13 protein-coding genes and 1 pseudogene are annotated in these 15,917 nt (G+C 54.7%); 10 read left to right on the forward strand and 4 right to left on the reverse strand.

The features are described from left to right. Positions 1-228: pseudogene (locus tag C437_RS12020) on the forward strand (IS4 family transposase); the annotation flags it as partial. Positions 229-1,036: 808 nt separating this feature from the next. On the opposite strand, the gene C437_RS12025 reads toward C437_RS12020, so the two are convergent. Beyond that, positions 1,037-2,203: an ISH3 family transposase gene (locus C437_RS12025; RefSeq protein ID WP_004517236.1), complete on the reverse strand. Its 1,167-nt coding sequence runs from the start codon at positions 2,201-2,203 to the stop codon at positions 1,037-1,039. Between the two features lie 178 nt (positions 2,204-2,381). Here C437_RS12025 and C437_RS12030 point away from each other — a divergent pair, with 178 nt between their 5' ends. Together C437_RS12030 and C437_RS12035 are read left to right on the forward strand one after the other, a co-directional pair. Then, entirely contained in the window at positions 2,382-3,188 is an 807-nt protein-coding gene (locus C437_RS12030) for a recombinase family protein (protein ID WP_004517237.1), read from the forward strand. A gap of 78 nt (positions 3,189-3,266) precedes the next feature. Then, positions 3,267-3,851, forward strand: coding sequence for a DUF7437 domain-containing protein (locus C437_RS12035; protein WP_004517238.1), 585 nt, complete (start codon positions 3,267-3,269; stop codon positions 3,849-3,851). Between the two features lie 501 nt (positions 3,852-4,352). On the opposite strand, the gene C437_RS12040 is transcribed toward C437_RS12035, so the two are convergent. Further along, positions 4,353-4,967, reverse strand: a complete 615-nt coding sequence (locus C437_RS12040) for a hypothetical protein (RefSeq protein ID WP_004517239.1) — start codon at positions 4,965-4,967, stop codon at positions 4,353-4,355. A 727-nt stretch (positions 4,968-5,694) separates the two neighbouring features. After that, positions 5,695-6,951 carry an orc1/cdc6 family replication initiation protein gene (locus C437_RS12045; RefSeq protein WP_049919755.1) on the reverse strand — a complete coding sequence of 419 codons (1,257 nt, stop codon included), beginning with the start codon at positions 6,949-6,951 and terminating at the stop codon, positions 5,695-5,697. 516 nt (positions 6,952-7,467) lie between these two features. Between C437_RS12045 and C437_RS12055 the strand changes: the two genes are divergently transcribed. From C437_RS12055 to C437_RS12090, 7 genes are all read left to right on the forward strand, one after another. Further along, positions 7,468-8,508, forward strand: coding sequence for a hypothetical protein (locus tag C437_RS12055; protein WP_004517242.1), 1,041 nt, complete (start codon positions 7,468-7,470; stop codon positions 8,506-8,508). Positions 8,509-9,040: 532 nt separating this feature from the next. Continuing rightward, positions 9,041-9,913, forward strand: coding sequence for a beta clamp domain-containing protein (locus C437_RS12065; protein ID WP_004517243.1), 873 nt, complete (start codon positions 9,041-9,043; stop codon positions 9,911-9,913). Between the two features lie 120 nt (positions 9,914-10,033). Then, positions 10,034-10,297, forward strand: a complete 264-nt coding sequence (locus C437_RS12070; protein WP_049919758.1) for a hypothetical protein — start codon at positions 10,034-10,036, stop codon at positions 10,295-10,297. 97 nt (positions 10,298-10,394) lie between these two features. Next, complete coding sequence (locus tag C437_RS12075; RefSeq protein ID WP_049919759.1) at positions 10,395-11,354, forward strand: ArdC-like ssDNA-binding domain-containing protein; 960 nt, start codon at positions 10,395-10,397, stop codon at positions 11,352-11,354. A gap of 132 nt (positions 11,355-11,486) precedes the next feature. Further along, positions 11,487-12,176: a hypothetical protein gene (locus tag C437_RS12080; RefSeq protein ID WP_241431672.1), complete on the forward strand. Its 690-nt coding sequence runs from the start codon at positions 11,487-11,489 to the stop codon at positions 12,174-12,176. Positions 12,177-12,485: 309 nt separating this feature from the next. After that, complete coding sequence (locus tag C437_RS12085; protein WP_049919760.1) at positions 12,486-13,427, forward strand: DUF6610 family protein; 942 nt, start codon at positions 12,486-12,488, stop codon at positions 13,425-13,427. 57 nt (positions 13,428-13,484) lie between these two features. Continuing rightward, on the forward strand, positions 13,485-14,330 hold the full coding sequence (locus C437_RS12090; RefSeq protein ID WP_049919761.1) for a DUF6884 domain-containing protein: 846 nt from the start codon (positions 13,485-13,487) through the stop codon (positions 14,328-14,330). A gap of 135 nt (positions 14,331-14,465) precedes the next feature. On the opposite strand, the gene C437_RS12095 is transcribed toward C437_RS12090, so the two are convergent. Then, positions 14,466-15,698: an MFS transporter gene (locus tag C437_RS12095; protein ID WP_049919762.1), complete on the reverse strand. Its 1,233-nt coding sequence runs from the start codon at positions 15,696-15,698 to the stop codon at positions 14,466-14,468. Between the last annotated feature and the right edge of the window lie 219 nt (positions 15,699-15,917).

The following is a 15,917-nucleotide window of genomic DNA, read 5'->3' on the forward strand; positions in this document are numbered from 1 at the left end:
TGGGTCACCGAGCAGGCTGACGATGAAATCGTGTTTCCGCCCGAGCGTTGGGCGGCGACCTTCCGGTCGCACGCCCAACTCATCCTCTCTGAACTTGGTGAGTTTCTCGGCTACTCGCCGCCACCGTTACTAGAACAGCTGATCGAGGATGCACAGAAAATCCATCAGCAACGACCAATACTGCAAGAGACGCTCGCTACCGCTACGCAATCAAGAGGTGAGGCCTAACTAAAGACGAATGGACAGCAGACCTTTTTTATCGCGCGCCCATCCGTCCCCGTTCACCCTCTCTGACGAACTTTGACTCTGGGGTCAGCTAGGACATATACTTAATTTTCTCGGAGTCAGCGTCTATCAAGCTGATTTGACCTATAGCTGGGTCGGAGGGAACCCAGAGAGTCTCGATGGTTCCCTCATCCCTCACATCATTGGTCGGTATGTCCGGGATGTTCTCGATGAGACAGATGGCTCCAGCGGCTGCCTTCAGTTCAGCTCCCGAACACCGCTTTGGTGATATCTTAACCTCGCTTGACTTGCCTCGCGAACACTCGGGAGACAGCCGCTCAACTGTGATCCGTCCGAAGTCGCTGTGCGATCCGGTCTGCTTCCTAGTTCACTTTCGCCAGCCCCATGGAGAGGCGCTCGCGCGAATTCGCTGGTTCGAGGCACATTACTCTCTTTCTCTTGCGTTGCCATCGGTCAGTAACTACCTTGTGGGTCCGCTTTGCCCGCCCGTCTTGAGTGCCGAATTCCGCTTGGGCACTGATATGCTCCAGCTTGGTTTTCCGGGCGTGGATTCTCTATCTCTAGGTGAGGAGTAGATGTAAGAATCGTTCGCTCGTATCAGTAGATATCAGAGTATCAGTACCTCACAAAGCGTCGCCAATTAACCTGACCTGAGTTATCTATTCGGTTGGGATGGGTCGTCAATAGTGGTCGGAGAACGCTAATCGAAGGCAGAGCTGCCGCTGTCGGCGGCGATCGGCCGCCGACGCGGCAGTATTGCCACTCACAAGGCGGCGTTCTCGATCGGTGATTACCGGTGGAACCGGTCGTCTGGTGGCTGGTTTGCGGGGACGGCCCGACGCACCGCGAGGGCCGTCCACGATGCCCGACACAGCATGTTGATGAACTCCTCGAATGACCACTTCCAGAGGCGACGCCCGCCACGGCGGAGCGTCGCCACATACTCCCAATGGAGATACCGCCACACATTCTGCAAGAGGAGACTAACCACGACGTACAACAGCCGTACAATCGGATTCTGCGTCGTGGTCGTCACGATACTTTGTTCAGAGAGTCGGTAGCTGGCCTCGATACCGAAGCGTTTCGCATAGTGGTATCGGGCATCTCGTGGTGTTTCGATGAACGGCGCGTCAGCGGCGTAGCCGTGACGCGCCACTCCATGTTCGTCGTACCGTCCGTTTTGGTAGGTACAGTCGATGTAGACAGGAAACTCGACGGTCCAGCTGTGACCGTCGAGTTTCCCCGTTAGCTCGTGTTGGATGACACGGCTCCATCCTTCTGAGAGTTCCTGCTTGATCGTCTTTCCCCACCGGATGGTTGGCATCACGTACGCGTAATTGTGCGCGTGAAGGAGCGTGAGACACTTGCTATCGTAGAATTCTCGGTCAAGATAGACGGCCTTGACGCCGAAGTCAAGGCCGTCGAGTAGACCAAGAAACTCAGCGAGGACAGTGCTGGCGGTGTCGCCGTCGACGAGACGGCGCACCGCCAGCGTGTATCGCTTATTCTTCACACGCGCGTACAGTGTCGCATACGCGTGGAACGCCGTGGTTCCACGCTTCGCTTCCGAGTGATAGAGGCCCTCTGTTTCGTCCTCGTCACCGTAGTAGGGCCGCAGGTGGAGGTCTGCGACGACCTCCACCTGCTCGGGAAGCACCTCCAGAACGTCCTGCTGTAGAAGTGCGTTTCCGACTCGTTCAACCGACGTTAGGTCGAATTTTTCGCGGAGGTGGTACAGAACCGTGTTTTCGTGGGGAGAATCTTCACTGGTGTCGCAGAGTTCAGATATCGAGGTCCCGTCGGCGCAAGCGCCGACGAGGACCTCGTAAATGTCCTCAGCATCGATTTCAGCATTAGCTCCGAGACCGAGATCAACTTCCTCGTCAAGCGCGTTGACGAGGAAGTTAAGAAGCTGGTCCTCGTGGATTTCACCGTCTGCTTGCGGGGTATTAGGCACACTTCAGCAAGCAGACCTCTCAACTAACCGGCTTTGTGAAGTACTGAGTATGGCTTCCGATCATTGTTGCTACCTCGAAGTGGATGGACTTTCTCCAGATGATAGCGAGAAGCTAGTGCTTTCTACGGCCCCGCGAAAAGGTGCGTGATTTATAAACTTAGCCCCCGCCGCAAGAAGCATGTCCGAAATCGGGATTTACGCACGCGTCTCAACAACAGATCAAGACCCGAAGCGACAACTCGACGAACTGCGGGAGTTTGGTCAAGACACATACGACGACGCGGAGATTCACGAGTACGCAGACATCATCAGTGGGACCAACACTGATCGCGGAGATGAGTACCAACGACTCCGTGCAGATATCGAAGCTGGACATTTAGATACTGTCGTCGTCCACGAACTCTCACGACTCTCTCGACTCGGTGCCGGTGAAATCCACGAGTTCCTCGAATTCTGTCTCAGTCACGAAACTGGCATTCAGGACCGAGAGGTCGGTCTTGAAATTAGCCTTGAGGACGACCTCGTCGACAGAACGGTGAGCCAGCTTATTGCCGGTGTGATGGGTGACCTCGCTCGCGTGGAGCACAAACAGAAACTCCGCCGGATTCAGTCCGGTATCGACGCTGCGAAAGAGGCCGGCCGATGGACTGGACGACCACCCGCTGGATTCGATGTCGAAGACGGCTATCTCCGCGTCAACGCCGACGAGTTCCTGACTGTTCGACGCGCGCTCGAACGTGTCGAGCAAGGTTACACCTACCCCGAGGCTGCTGATGGAACCCCAGTGGCTGAGTCAACGTTGCGGAACCTCTACGACAATCGCCGTGAACTCTATTTTTATGCTGAGGCTGACGATGACCGCCTTCAGGCCGCTGCACAACAACTTGAGCCACTCGAGCAACCAGATATCCCCAGTGAGACAAGCCTTCCAGAGCAGGAAATTCGCACTATCGTTCGCGATGAAATTCATCGTCACCAGCAGTAGGTATCCGACTAATAGTGGAAGACTCACTGTTTGGCGTCGTCCCAACAGTTATTACTCAATACATGAATTATGAATTGTATGTCGAAAGCCACCGGGGACACAGAACGGGCTATCAATCGTCTCATGTCGATTGCCCAGCTGCTGGAAGAGCCACGGCTGGCCCGTCTTTACACGTTCGTCCTTCGTGAGGGAGAGGTGACTATCGATGATATTGTTGCCGCACTAGAGACTCCCAGAACGACAGCGTATTCGGATATGGGGACGCTTGTTGACCTTGGTGTTGTGACCCGGGATGAGGACCAGAAGACGCACACATATTCAGCGGTCCCGATTACACTCACGGCAAATCTCGGTGGTGACGAGTACACCGTGACCCCAACTCTCATTGAGGCCGTCGGTCGCTCACCGCAGGACCAAGACCTCAATCTCCTCCTGGAAAAGCACGGGCTTGGGAAACTCGCGGCTGCACTCACCTATGCAGTTCCGTATGCTGATGGCGGGATGTCCGAACGGGTCGCCGCCCGGGAGCTTGATCTACAATACGCCTTCGTGATTGCCGTGTTGCAGGCGCTGCGGGATGTCGTTCAAGACATGGAGACTGTTGATCCATACTTTGAAGATATCCGGAATGCTCGCGAACAGTCACCGTCGACGGAGAGTTGACGGCTGAATATGAATGAGCCATTTGACCTGTTTCAAGAATCTGTGGAGTGGGTCGCAGATACTGGGTTCTTCATTGCCTGTGGCCGTCAGCAAAATAAGATTGGTGGGTGAGACATCAGTCTATCACTGCCGAAGCGGTCTGTACCAAATTCTGTTACAGCGGCAACGAGGGGTGCCGCTGTAAGCGACGGAATTGATATCTAACTGGACGGAGAGGCACACAAGATTCTGACAGCACGTCGGAACACTCGTCACTCACGGGAAGGGCTGGGATTCTCTCGCTGAATCAAGATAGGGGACACCCCAAGTGTCGAGTGTAAACGACTATTATGTAGGCATAGATTGCTGGCATAGGCTATGCAGGGATTGGCAGGAAAGGCTTATTGGCGTTCGCTGATTAAAGAAGAATGAGGACGCGGACCAGGCCCGCTGGGTTGAACCCTCGGGACTGATCCGGCTAGGGATGTGGGGTAGTGGCCCACGTCCTGATGACGTCCGATCCTACGGCGCGATAGTCTCCAAGAGATATCTCTGAAGTTGTTGTGACTCGAGCATCTGAATTGTATTTTCCCATTGAGAGGTCACGTCAAACCCGTCATTGTCGGGATGTCGTCCTTTGATCCACGCCGCAACACGAGTGCATTCAAGTGTCCCGTAGTCACCACCGACGCCACGGATTCGATAGAACGGGACGGGAGACACTGATGGTTCACGCCAGTTTGTATCAAACCGTACAACTTCCTCAGGGAGCGTATGAACCTGCTCCGTCCCCTCGTCGATCCTGTTTCGGACGTAGCCTGCGATATAGTCGGCCGCTGTAACCTCAGGATATGTGAGATCGGCTTTCGGAAGCCCAGTCACGTATACGCCACCAAACGTCGATTGAAACGATCCATCGAAGACCTGTGACGCTTGCGTTCGGAGATGTGCCTGGCTATCCCCATACATACTCGGAGCGCCATCCGGGATAAGGATTGAATCACCACTGAATTCGTCCACGGATGTAATCGTCTTTTTTGCGAGAACACAGACTGCCGCTGCCTTGTGATGGATCGACTCTTGTGAGCGCCCAACAGCGACACCCCATGGGATCGACTCCTCAGTTAGCGATTCCATCAACCCCTGTACTCGCTGATTTCGTTCCGTGGGTGTCGCATTTTCCACCAGTGTCTGAGATTTCGCTTGCCACGGAGCCAGCTCATGCTCTAGAAGCAGTTCGGCGAGGCGCTCACTATTCTCCCGAGGACACCGAACTACAGCGAGGGCAAATGGCTCCGGTCCAACTACTTGACCAGATTCATCTACGCCGATGACATGCTCAGCCCGTGTCGTGCTCCCTGAGGACTGGTCGATTACCTGAACAGATCGCACTGTTTCATCACACTCGACATTCTCTCACTATTGCCAACCGTAGACGGCCGTCGTGCTTGAAACCACCGTAACCATGTCGGAGTCCCCCCAAGTAGCCCTCGATGAATTCATAAATATTGGTTAATTGTAGGTTCCTGCATCTTTTCTAAGGTTCTAATACCACTTCATTCTGGAACTCAAGAATTGACTGTCGTAAGCAGTCGATTCTGTGTGTCAGCAGAGGCATGAATAGTTTTACCCTATACATTTTGATAATTTGTCAGACACACCACTATTGCCAGTAAAAACAGGATACAAAAGTATGATGAATAATACTGGCACTGGGGGTGTCAGAAGATTAGATTATTTTACAGTCATTTAGATAAAACTGGCAAAAGTGGAGAGGGTACTGGAGAAACTGGCACTATCGGTTGCGTGATTACTGGCAAAGGTGGAGAGGTTATTGGCAGTACTGGTGTTGACGGTTCCGAGATCACTCCAGAATTCGATGTCGCTTTGCGGTTTCACGGATGTCATCAAGCTCCCCTAATTCACTCTCCAGTGCATCAAGAGCCGACGACAGAGAGACATCAAGCTCGTATTCGTTGTAGTTCCCGCGTCCACTCGATGAATCGACCAACTGTAAGATCCCGTGGAGGCTCAAGTCCGATAGGTGATCGTGTACTCGCCTACGTTTCAACGGTTCGCTACCGTGATTTCGAAGAACTTCTTGATACCGTTCATAGATGAGTTTCGTTCGTTCGGGTGTCTCTCCCTCAGCCGCTAACTGACAGACAGTCAGCAATACATACTGACCCTGCCGGGTTAACGAATGCATCCCTTCAACGACCTGTTGTCGTTGAATCTGATGCTCAGCCTCCCGAACGTGCTCTTCGGTTACTTTCGCCTCGCCGCCAGCCATTGCATTGTTCTCGGCGATATCAGCTGCTTTCCGGAGTAAGCGTAACGCCTGCCGGGCAGATCCTGAGTCCTGTGCAGAGAACGCTGCACACAACGGGATTACATCTGATTCAAGGACATCGTCGTAAAGCGCGATATCGGCTCGCTGTTTGAGAATATTCTGCAGTTCATTTGCGTCGTACGGTGGGAACAGGATCTCCTCTTCGCAAAGAGTGTCCTTGACTTTCGGAGAAAGATTTTCTCGGAACTTGAAGTCGTTCGAGATGCCCACCACACCGATTTTCACATCGAGATCCAATTGAGAGCGTGCTCGCGGAAGCTCATATAGAATATCGTCATCTGAACCGATGTTATCAATCTCGTCCAAAACAACGAGAATAGTCCCACCGATCGACTCAAGATCGTTGTAGAGTTCATTGAAGATCCGCTTTTGCTGATACCCGGTTTCGCTCATAGGTTCGCGCGTAGATGAGACTGTGGTGAGAGGATGAGAAGGAGAACGAATCTCGTTCACGAGATTAACCGCTACCTGATAGGACGTGGTGCAACCGGTACAATTGAGTTCGATAACGTTGAGATCAACATCGTCGTACTCTTCAGCGGATTCCTGCAGTTCCTCAAGCAAATCGTGCGTCGCAGCTGTCTTTCCGACACCGGTGACGCCGTAGAGAAAGACGTTGTTCGGTTGCCAACCCTGAATGACAGGACGGAGAGCGGCCGCATATTCGTCAAGTTCTTCGTCTCGTTCCTCAAGTGTCTCTGGCTGGTAATCATCTCGGAGGACATCTTTGTCCTGGATAATGAACGATTCTCGATTGAATCGACCCATAAGCGGACTTGAGACAGAGCTACAATAAAACCACGGGTTCCAGTATCACCATTAACCAACCACCAGAACCAGTTATGCCAGTATAGCAGTCCCTTATATAACACACACACTCCACTATTGCCAGTGAACCTTCGCTTCAACTGAAGGGGCTGAATAAATCCTATATTATCACCGATAGTTTTAATACAGTGTATATTAAAACACAACTGTACTGAGTAAAACTTAGTGAGATATAGCAAAATAATACCTAGACTAGAATGGAGTCAATCTCTGCCTTCCAATTTATCTTCTCGTTACTGGCAATAGTGGAGTGTGAGGGGTACTTATACTACGGCATTATTGGCAAAACTGGCAACACCGGTCACGCTCTCCTTGGTATCACTGTTATCCTTCAAATATTCCAATCGAAATCTTCCTCTCCCAAACCTTCCTACCACATTCTGGGCAGACTGAGTTAATCTGTTGGGTAGCGGTTTCAAGAGGCTCAAATTTTGTGTTCCTCTGACGGGTGAGAGGATGACTGACCTCACGCTCGGTACGTTCGGAGACGGAGACAGCGCCGACAACGACCTCACTCCCGATGCGGTGAACATCGCTCGATGTGCGACGACGTGTCGCGCGCCCGATCGCGACGGAGCCAGTTGGGCGTCCCCAGACAAGGACTGGGGCCTCACAACTCAGCGGCCAGCGTCGACGATCAACACGTCGGCTGGTCGGACACACAAGCAGCAAACTCGGTGGGTTGTCGACGGCGACGTCGGAAAGTACGTCGCAGAGTGCGGAAATGGCGATCTCTTACAAATTCCAGCCACGTACGGCGATTTCGACTCAATCGACACACGAGTCACATTCATCGACGGACTTGCAGACAGCTACGGGTACGGCATCGACGCCCAAGCACTCGAAAAAGCACTTCGAGTCCTCACTGGTGGTGGGCGGTACACGGCATCAAAATACTCCGCAATCCCATGTGGGAAACAGCCGTGGATTCTGACGGGGCCAGAAGGCACGCTCCTGTGCAGTTGTATGCCCGTCGAGCGGCCGGCATCTCCGCCTACACAGAAGCTTCGGACGCCGGAAACGACCCTGCAGATCGAGGAGCAGAACCAAGCAGTCCTCACGGGGGCTGCTGAGTTTGCCCATCTGCTATCTGGCGCTCTCGGTGTCAGTATCGAGACGATAGACTACCACTCAACAACTCGGGAGGAGGCTCGGCACTCATTTCTCGGAGAGGAAGACAAGTTCACCATCCGAGCCAGCGACTTGGCACAGCTGCACGGGTTGACCGCTGATCCATCCGTTATTCAAGGGACAGTCAGCCGTGGAGTTCAATCCCCCAACGGTGGCGACATAGTCTCAGTCGAGTGGGACGGCCCCGAGCATCCAGTCGGATATCTCGAAGGGGGAGATGTGGTCGCTGGCTACGAATTTGCGTGGGAGCAGCCCGACGAGTCACTAGAGAATGTTGCCGTCGTCCGAGAGTACCGAATCACACAGAACTACTCGCGATGGACAGTCGACTATCGAACGCATCGTCTCGCATCGGTGGTCCCCTAACTGGTTGTTGTAAATACGGCGAACACATTCATGACGGCAGTGTCAGTGCAGGTAGTGTGGGTACGAATCGTGGAAGCACTTATTATTTTAGTGACGTTTGGGTGAGACGATGGCCGATGACTTCCAAGAACTACTTATTGCGCTTCACGCACGCGGATATAGTGCGATTACTCGGGACAAGGGTTACGATAAGGAGGCCAGTGGAGTAGTTCCACTTCATCTAGAGGACCGGCGTGAGAAACCCTCTGGTTGGCGTCGGTTTCTTCCTCAGATATACAATGCTGGTGACATCGACCTTGTCTCGAGTGATATCCGATACATCGCTGACGCTCATGGATTCCGAGTTGAACCAGTTGGCCGCGATGCAGATTCATTGACAGTATTGATACAACCGGACCTCGATCAGTAAGCACACCTACACAGCAGCTGTTTCACCCTTCCGATGGATACGGAAACGTATCCACAGCAGGTGTGACATCGACGTCGCCAACGGTAGATTTTGTGGCCCCTCTGGGAAGCGGAGGGAATCGAGATGTCACAGTCAACAGCAGCCAGTAGCACCGAGACAGCAACTACAGACACCGAAACGAACGCGTCAGAAACAGCGGATGAGACACCAGCGGACGTGGATACCACGGATCTCCTGACGCTTGACGTCCCACAGTATCTCCAGATGAGCGGAGACGTGCAGTTGTTCGACCAGATATTCTCGGCAGTAGGCACGGTCACAGACAAGGCACGACTGGGGATTAAGGACTCTGGGATTGCAATTCGAGCAGCCGACCGGCAGGGATATGCGATGGTCGATCTCCGTGTCGCTGGGAGTTCGTTCAGTTCTTTCGACGCAGCGACAGGGACGCTCGGAGTGGATGTCGGACGGGTTCGAGATGCACTCTCGATCGGTAATGCGGGCGACCTCGTACAGTTTGCACTCGATGCAGCAAGTAGCACACTCGAGATCAACATCGACGGAATAACGCGCACTATCGAACTGGACCCGGTTGAATCGCTCCGCTACCCTGTTGAAATGCCGGATATTGACATTCCAGCGACCGTCCATCTGAGTCCAGATGATATGTCGCTTGGACTCTCGGCAGCGGATATGCTTGGCGACCGGTTTGACCTCATAGTGGATTCTGAGGCCGGAGAGATGCGGTTCGTCGCAAGCGGCGACACTGACAGCATGACGTACCGTCGAGCGAAGACTGATCTCATCGCCTTCGAGCCTGCGGATGTCGAGGTCAAACTGGATTCCTCATTAGTCAGATCTGCAAACGCTGGCCTTCCAGACGGCACGAATCGGGTGTTACACATCGGAGACGAAGTACCGCTCGTGCTGAAATCGGAGTTCCCCGACGCCGATGGAGCGATGCAGTTCGTTATTGCACCGAAGCTCCCGAACTGACGCGGCTTCCCGTGGTTTTGCGGAAACGGTGGTGTCTTAACCAACACCGACTGCCATACTTCTGTTCTGTTGGTTAACTTTGATTTTTGTGTCCCCCAGCCGGGTGAGGGATTCTCCACTATGGACCCGACCGAAACAGTTCCAGACTACGAGCGTTTCGAGCGCGAACAGATCGCACAGGACCGCGACCGACAGCGTCCCGATACTGTCGAGATCGACGAGCCACGTGGCCGCGACGTAGTCACTCGTCTGCTTGAGGAGGGCGTAGTTGAGCCGATTCCAGAGCAAGAAGTCTTGCAGCACGTCCCGTCTGGCCAGTGCTTCAACTCGGACTTGGCGCTGGTGTACTTCCACAAGGGCTGGGAGGCTAGATGCGAGGAGTAGCCAGCTCACTCTTGTCTCAGTGAGCTACAGCGTCGATTTTCTGTCCCCCAGTGGAGATGCGGGGGCGTACCCGAGAGTGCGTCCCGGAAACAGACCAATGTCAACGATACAGTCAGACACTCCAGAGCAGTCTAGCCAGCAGAGCACCTGCACATTCGACGACTCGGACTCCCGCGACGACGAGATGCGTGAGCGGCTTGACTCGTGGGTCGAGGACCTTGTTGATCTCACCAACGAGGCACAGGCCAGCGAGCAGTTTCAGGAATGGCTTGACGTGCAGAGCAAGTTCCATGACTACAGCGCTCGGAATACGCTGCTGATCAAGCTCCAGTGTCCCGAAGCGACCCGCGTTGCGGGGTACAATACGTGGAAAGACGAGTTCGACCGATACGTCCAGAGCGGCGAGAGCGCTATCTGGATCTGGGCACCGATTATCACGAAGAAGTGTCCCGAATGCGGGAACTCGCCATCGTATCACGAGAACACGGAGTGTGAGTACGACGAGACAGAGCCCGAGGAGTGGCAGCGGGGGCTGGTCGGCTTTCGACCAACGTCAGTGTTCGATGTCTCCCAGACCGAAGGCGAGCCACTTCCCGGACTGGAGACAGAAGCTCATGGCGACCCGGATGGACTTGTTGAGGACCTCTTGGATGCCACCGACGAGATCGGCGTCGACACACGAATCGTCGCTCCAAGGGAGTGGGAGCATGGGTCTGCCCGAGGTGTCTGCCAGCGCCGAAGCGTGACATCGGCGAACCCGATGGTGGAAGCGGTCGACCGGGACAATCGGGCCGCTCTTGCGAGTACACTGATTCACGAATTTGCCCACGCCGATCTTCACTTTGACGTCGACGATGAGATGGAGCGGTCGAAACGCGAGGTCGAAGCCGAGGCGGTCGCCTACGTCGTGAGTCGGCATTTCGGGCTGGACCCCGACAACTCAGCGTTTTACCTCGAAACGTGGGACGGCGATGCTCCCGAGACGTTGCAGGACCGGTTGAACCGAATCTCATCGACTGCGGCGGATCTGATCGACGCCGTCGAAGGTGACAGCTAAGCGGAACTGTGTGTGTTCGGGATGCCTGAGAGCCATATTTTGTGACTCCCTTGCTGGGCGAGAGAGAATATGCGTTCAACAGCAGCGTCTGGTAGCAGTCCTGTCGGACAGTTCTTGAGTGTTTTAGCAGATTTGCGTGACCAGATTGGAGGACCGTACTACCTCAGAGATGTAAACGGGCGACTGGACTGGCCCGACAGAGGGGTGTATTTCTTTTTCTCACCGGGGAGTGACCTCCGAGCAGACAAACCGGAGAATTGGCGACTCTCCCGAATCGGGACTGTCGGCGTTAGTGCCGGCTCGTCGAACACACTCTGGAACCGACTCAGGCAGCATCGGGGCAACGTTCGGGGCAAGTACGCCGGCGGCGGGAACCACCGGGGCTCAATCTTCCGCTTGCACGTCGGGCGGGCGCTGATCGAGAAGCACGGCTGGCACGACGAGCAGCCCCATTGGGGAGATCAGAATCCCGACGCCGAGACGACCGCTGTTCGCGAGCAGGAACACGAACTCGAACGGCGTGTGTCGGAGTACATCCGGGATCTGCCGTTTCTGTGGGTAGACGTTCCCGGGGACCCCGGACCCGAGTGTGACCGAGCCGAGATTGAGTCACATACCATCGCGATGGTGTCGCATCATCGTCGATCTGCAGGGCCGTCGGACCTCGATTGGCTTGGATACCATTCGCCGAAATCCGAGGTGTATCAGTCTGGGCTGTGGAACGTCCGGCACGTCTCTGACTCGTTCGACCCTTTGGTGGTGGGCCAGTTGTCAGAGTATATTTTGTCAACGGAAGCGCTGGACCACCAATCGCGGATCTGAGGGCAGGTGGTTCCGTAGCGAGAATTCAGCACGCTCGGTAGGGATTCGTCGCAGGACCTCCAAATTCTCTGGACGGTGTGTGTCTTGCAGTTGGCGCAGATATTGTTGTCCAACTGCTTTCGGAAGACAATCCTGTAAGCTCAATCTGGATGGCAGTCTCCCGTGTAGTTCTCAGGGTTGTCGTACTGCGATTCGACGCCTTCCGTCATTCTAGTAGACACTTCTTCCCATCTCCGTATTTAGGCCGTCTGGTAGTTTTTTGCCGCGCCTGCCAGCTGGGCGCGCCGGTGGGCGCGCTCGGTATTCTCCATGTCTTCAGAAGCACGACACTCTTGGTCAGCGACGGTTATCAGCGATGCAAAGCAGGCTGAGTGGGTCGGATTCCTCCATCGCGAGCCTTTCGTGATCGATGCTTATCGGCTTGGATTCACTGTCGGCGTTCGCGAGGACTACAGCTACCAGTCCTCGCTGCGGAACGTCGACGTCCCGATCGAGATGCTGGATAACGACTTCCGGAATCCTGACTTGGATCGGTATATCGAACGCTTCGAGCAGTACGAGCCATCGATCGGGATGCTCGGCGATGCATACGACCGGCAGGAAGCGCGACGGTACAACCAAGCTGCACGGGAACTGAAACGAAAGTTTCCGGGGACAGAGGTCATTATCGTCCCGAAGTGCCACGAGGCAATCGAGGAGATCGACGACGACATTGTACTCGGTTACCCGATGGGCTACTCCGATCAGACCGCAGAGGAGTACACGGACATAGTGGACTGGCGGGGACGGCGAGTGCATCTGCTGGGTGCAAGTCCGACGAAGCAGTATCCGGTGATCGAGGAGTTAACACAGCCGCGTGTGACTGGTGAGAAACCAGCCGACATCGTCGGCGTGGACTGGAACGGGGTTCATCTAGCAGCGCTGCATGGCGAGTACTTCTCGCCACACGGTTACGGGAGTGCGGATCACCTCTCAATCCGGGAGACGGTTCGAGAGAGCCTGAGACAAATCCGGTCTTACTGGAAATCGCGGGGTGTGTGGCCGACCGTAGAGACGGACCGGAGTCTGCTCACAGCGGAACCGATGGACCCTGTTTGGGCCGCTGACGGTTCGAGAGCGACTATGAATGGTCTTGAAGATGCGATTGTCGTCGAGTACGAGAACGGACAGACACTTGCATACCGAAGCCAACACGAGCGAGACAGAATCGAATACCGGGCAGGACTCACTCCCACCGAGGTCTACGGCTAGAGCCGACCGGACAGTCTCAAAGAGTTTTGTAACTCCCTGGTGGGGTGAGGGAGACAGATGACTACTACACAGACTGAGCGGACTCGTGGCCGCTTCGTACTGATTGGATGCGGCGACGCGAAAACCGACCAGCCAGTTGCAGCTCGCGATTTGTATACATCGTCGTACTTTGTAGTCAAACGATCGTATGCCGAGGCAGCTGTCCAGTGGGCGCGAACTGCTGACCGACGGGCGAACTCTTGGGTCATCCTCTCTGCAGAACACGGGATCTTGATGCCTCGGCAGACGGTTGCTCCGTACGACACGACCATCGAGGACCTGCGCGGCGAGGCCATTGAGGGCGAGTCACACTATTGGCTCCCGTCGGGGGACCGAGTCGCAAGCCGACTAGATTGCTGGGCACTTCGCGTCCACTCGGCACTGGCTGTTTGGCTCCACCGACCATACGCCGCCGATCAGGAGGAATCTCCATGTCGAGAGCTAGTCGTTCTGGCCGGCAGTCAATACGTCGACGCACTGCGTGAGCGCGGGATCTTCGATGGACGGCCAACTGCGATTCGGACCGGCCGGGAGACACACACTGCCCTCCCACCGAAGGCGAGTGTCCGGTTCCCGTTTCAGGAGCGCGACTTTGACGGGATGTTCGACCAGATGGACTGGCTCTCGGACCGTACTGAGGAACTTGAAGCAGCCGCCAAACCTGCTCGTCGAACAGAACTCTCAGCCTTCGACGGTGGCTTCGAGCGTGAGTCTGCTACATGGCAAATCGATCATAGCGGTGTCGACGTTGAGGGGACCGAACAGGTAGGACTGGATGCATTCGAGAGCGTCCCTGAGCGGTTCCTTGCCACGAGGCAGACGAGTCTTGCGACTGACGATGGAAGGGTAGAATCTGATGGATAGCAAATAAGCTAATGAATCTCTTACCGAACTCGGTGAAATATCTCTAGCATTTGTGATATTGTCATCGGTTGTCGTGCAAAATATAGAATGTGAAGTCAGCAATCTACGGATTGGCAACTCGCACAACCAGCAGACTTAGGATTGATCTTTCACCGAGGATCTTCTGAGTGAGGTGAGTACCGCAAGACTGAGTGTCGCCATTCCAACGCTTGCAAAAAGCGCTGCGGCGATGAATACGCCTCGAATGCCGAATGGAGACACGAATACGCCGAACAGAATCGGTGACACAAACTGGCCGATGTATCCAGCCATCGCCAGATACGAACTGAACTGACCCTGAAGTTGTTTGGGAGCAAGCGCCTCAATCCAAATGAACGCCGACGGAAAGACGAGCCCGACGCCAAAACCAAACAGAGCGACCGGGATCACTAATCCGATTGGTGAGTTCACACTTGCGGCGGTCCCAAACGCAATCGTCCACAGAATGAACGCCACGAGAACGAGGAAACGAGCGTCAACCCGCGATTTCAGTCTGTCGTACAGCGTTCCTGAAACGCCACCAGCGATGCCATTAACTGTCAGATAGAGGCCAATCCAGAGCGACGATGTGACGCCGACCGTTTCGAGGAGTTGCGGATAATATACGACGATGGCGTACAAAAACGCATTCGTTCCGAAGTAGAGCAGATAGATTAACAGCAGTGCTGGCTGCCGCTGGAACCCACTGGCAATGGCAGCCAAACCATTGGAACCGGTATGGCTATTGTCGCTTGAGGACTCATTCTGCGTTGTCGGAACGCCCGTTTCACGTGTAGTAGGCGGAATCGTTGCTATCGCGGCAAGCCCGAGCGGGAGCGCGATGAGATAGACGCCGAACGGAAGTTGCCATGAGACAGTGCCGAGCCCGCCCCCCACCAGTGGCCAGACGGCCCCACCAACACTATTGGCTCCGCTTCGCAGGCCGAGTGCTCTATTCATTTGTTGGCCTTCATAAAGATCGTAGATCAGGACTGTGATTCCAGTATAGACGAAGGCGACGCCGACACCCAGTACAGCGCGGGAGACGAGTAATGGGATGAAGTCGTCGATAACTAACCCTGTCCCACCGCCGACCGCATACAGAAGTAATCCGCCAATAAAAGGCCGACGTGGGCCGAATCGGTCAACGAGTATGCCCGCGACCGGACTTGTGAGGACGATGAAGGCCGCGTGGGTTGTAATAATGAGTCCCGCTAGCGACTCCGAGACACCGACGCCTGTCTGAATTTGTGGGACGACTGGCCCGAGTATTGCACCAGCCATCACAGTCAGTGTCGCAGAAGAAACAATCACCCAAAGCGTCGCTCTCGTCGGCGAGTCAGACAGCATCCTCTGGGAATTGTAATGGCTCCGACTATTCAATTACGATTGGCGGACACTCCGCCACGAATTGAGGAACCATGAGTGGAGGTTGTATAATGGGCTGTAATCCTGCATATGCTCCCTGTATCTTGCATTGGCCTGCCTATCGATCTTCTGATAAATATCCTGTTTCATATTCTCTAAGACCCCACACGATGACCCTCTTAACCAATACTCCACAATCTA

The sequence above is a fragment of the Haloarcula vallismortis ATCC 29715 genome, assembly GCF_000337775.1.
GTDB lineage: Archaea > Halobacteriota > Halobacteria > Halobacteriales > Haloarculaceae > Haloarcula > Haloarcula vallismortis.

Coding starts and splice junctions, on each gene's coding strand:
- C437_RS12065 (WP_004517243.1), top strand. CDS start 9,041: ATGTCACAGTCAACAGCAGCCAGTAGCACCGAGACAGCAACTACAGAC.
- C437_RS12040 (WP_004517239.1), bottom strand. CDS start 4,967: ATGGAATCGCTAACTGAGGAGTCGATCCCATGGGGTGTCGCTGTTGGG.
- C437_RS12055 (WP_004517242.1), top strand. CDS start 7,468: ATGACTGACCTCACGCTCGGTACGTTCGGAGACGGAGACAGCGCCGAC.
- C437_RS12095 (WP_049919762.1), bottom strand. CDS start 15,698: ATGCTGTCTGACTCGCCGACGAGAGCGACGCTTTGGGTGATTGTTTCT.
- C437_RS12090 (WP_049919761.1), top strand. CDS start 13,485: ATGACTACTACACAGACTGAGCGGACTCGTGGCCGCTTCGTACTGATT.
- C437_RS12070 (WP_049919758.1), top strand. CDS start 10,034: ATGGACCCGACCGAAACAGTTCCAGACTACGAGCGTTTCGAGCGCGAA.
- C437_RS12030 (WP_004517237.1), top strand. CDS start 2,382: ATGTCCGAAATCGGGATTTACGCACGCGTCTCAACAACAGATCAAGAC.
- C437_RS12045 (WP_049919755.1), bottom strand. CDS start 6,951: ATGGGTCGATTCAATCGAGAATCGTTCATTATCCAGGACAAAGATGTC.
- C437_RS12035 (WP_004517238.1), top strand. CDS start 3,267: ATGTCGAAAGCCACCGGGGACACAGAACGGGCTATCAATCGTCTCATG.
- C437_RS12075 (WP_049919759.1), top strand. CDS start 10,395: ATGTCAACGATACAGTCAGACACTCCAGAGCAGTCTAGCCAGCAGAGC.
- C437_RS12085 (WP_049919760.1), top strand. CDS start 12,486: ATGTCTTCAGAAGCACGACACTCTTGGTCAGCGACGGTTATCAGCGAT.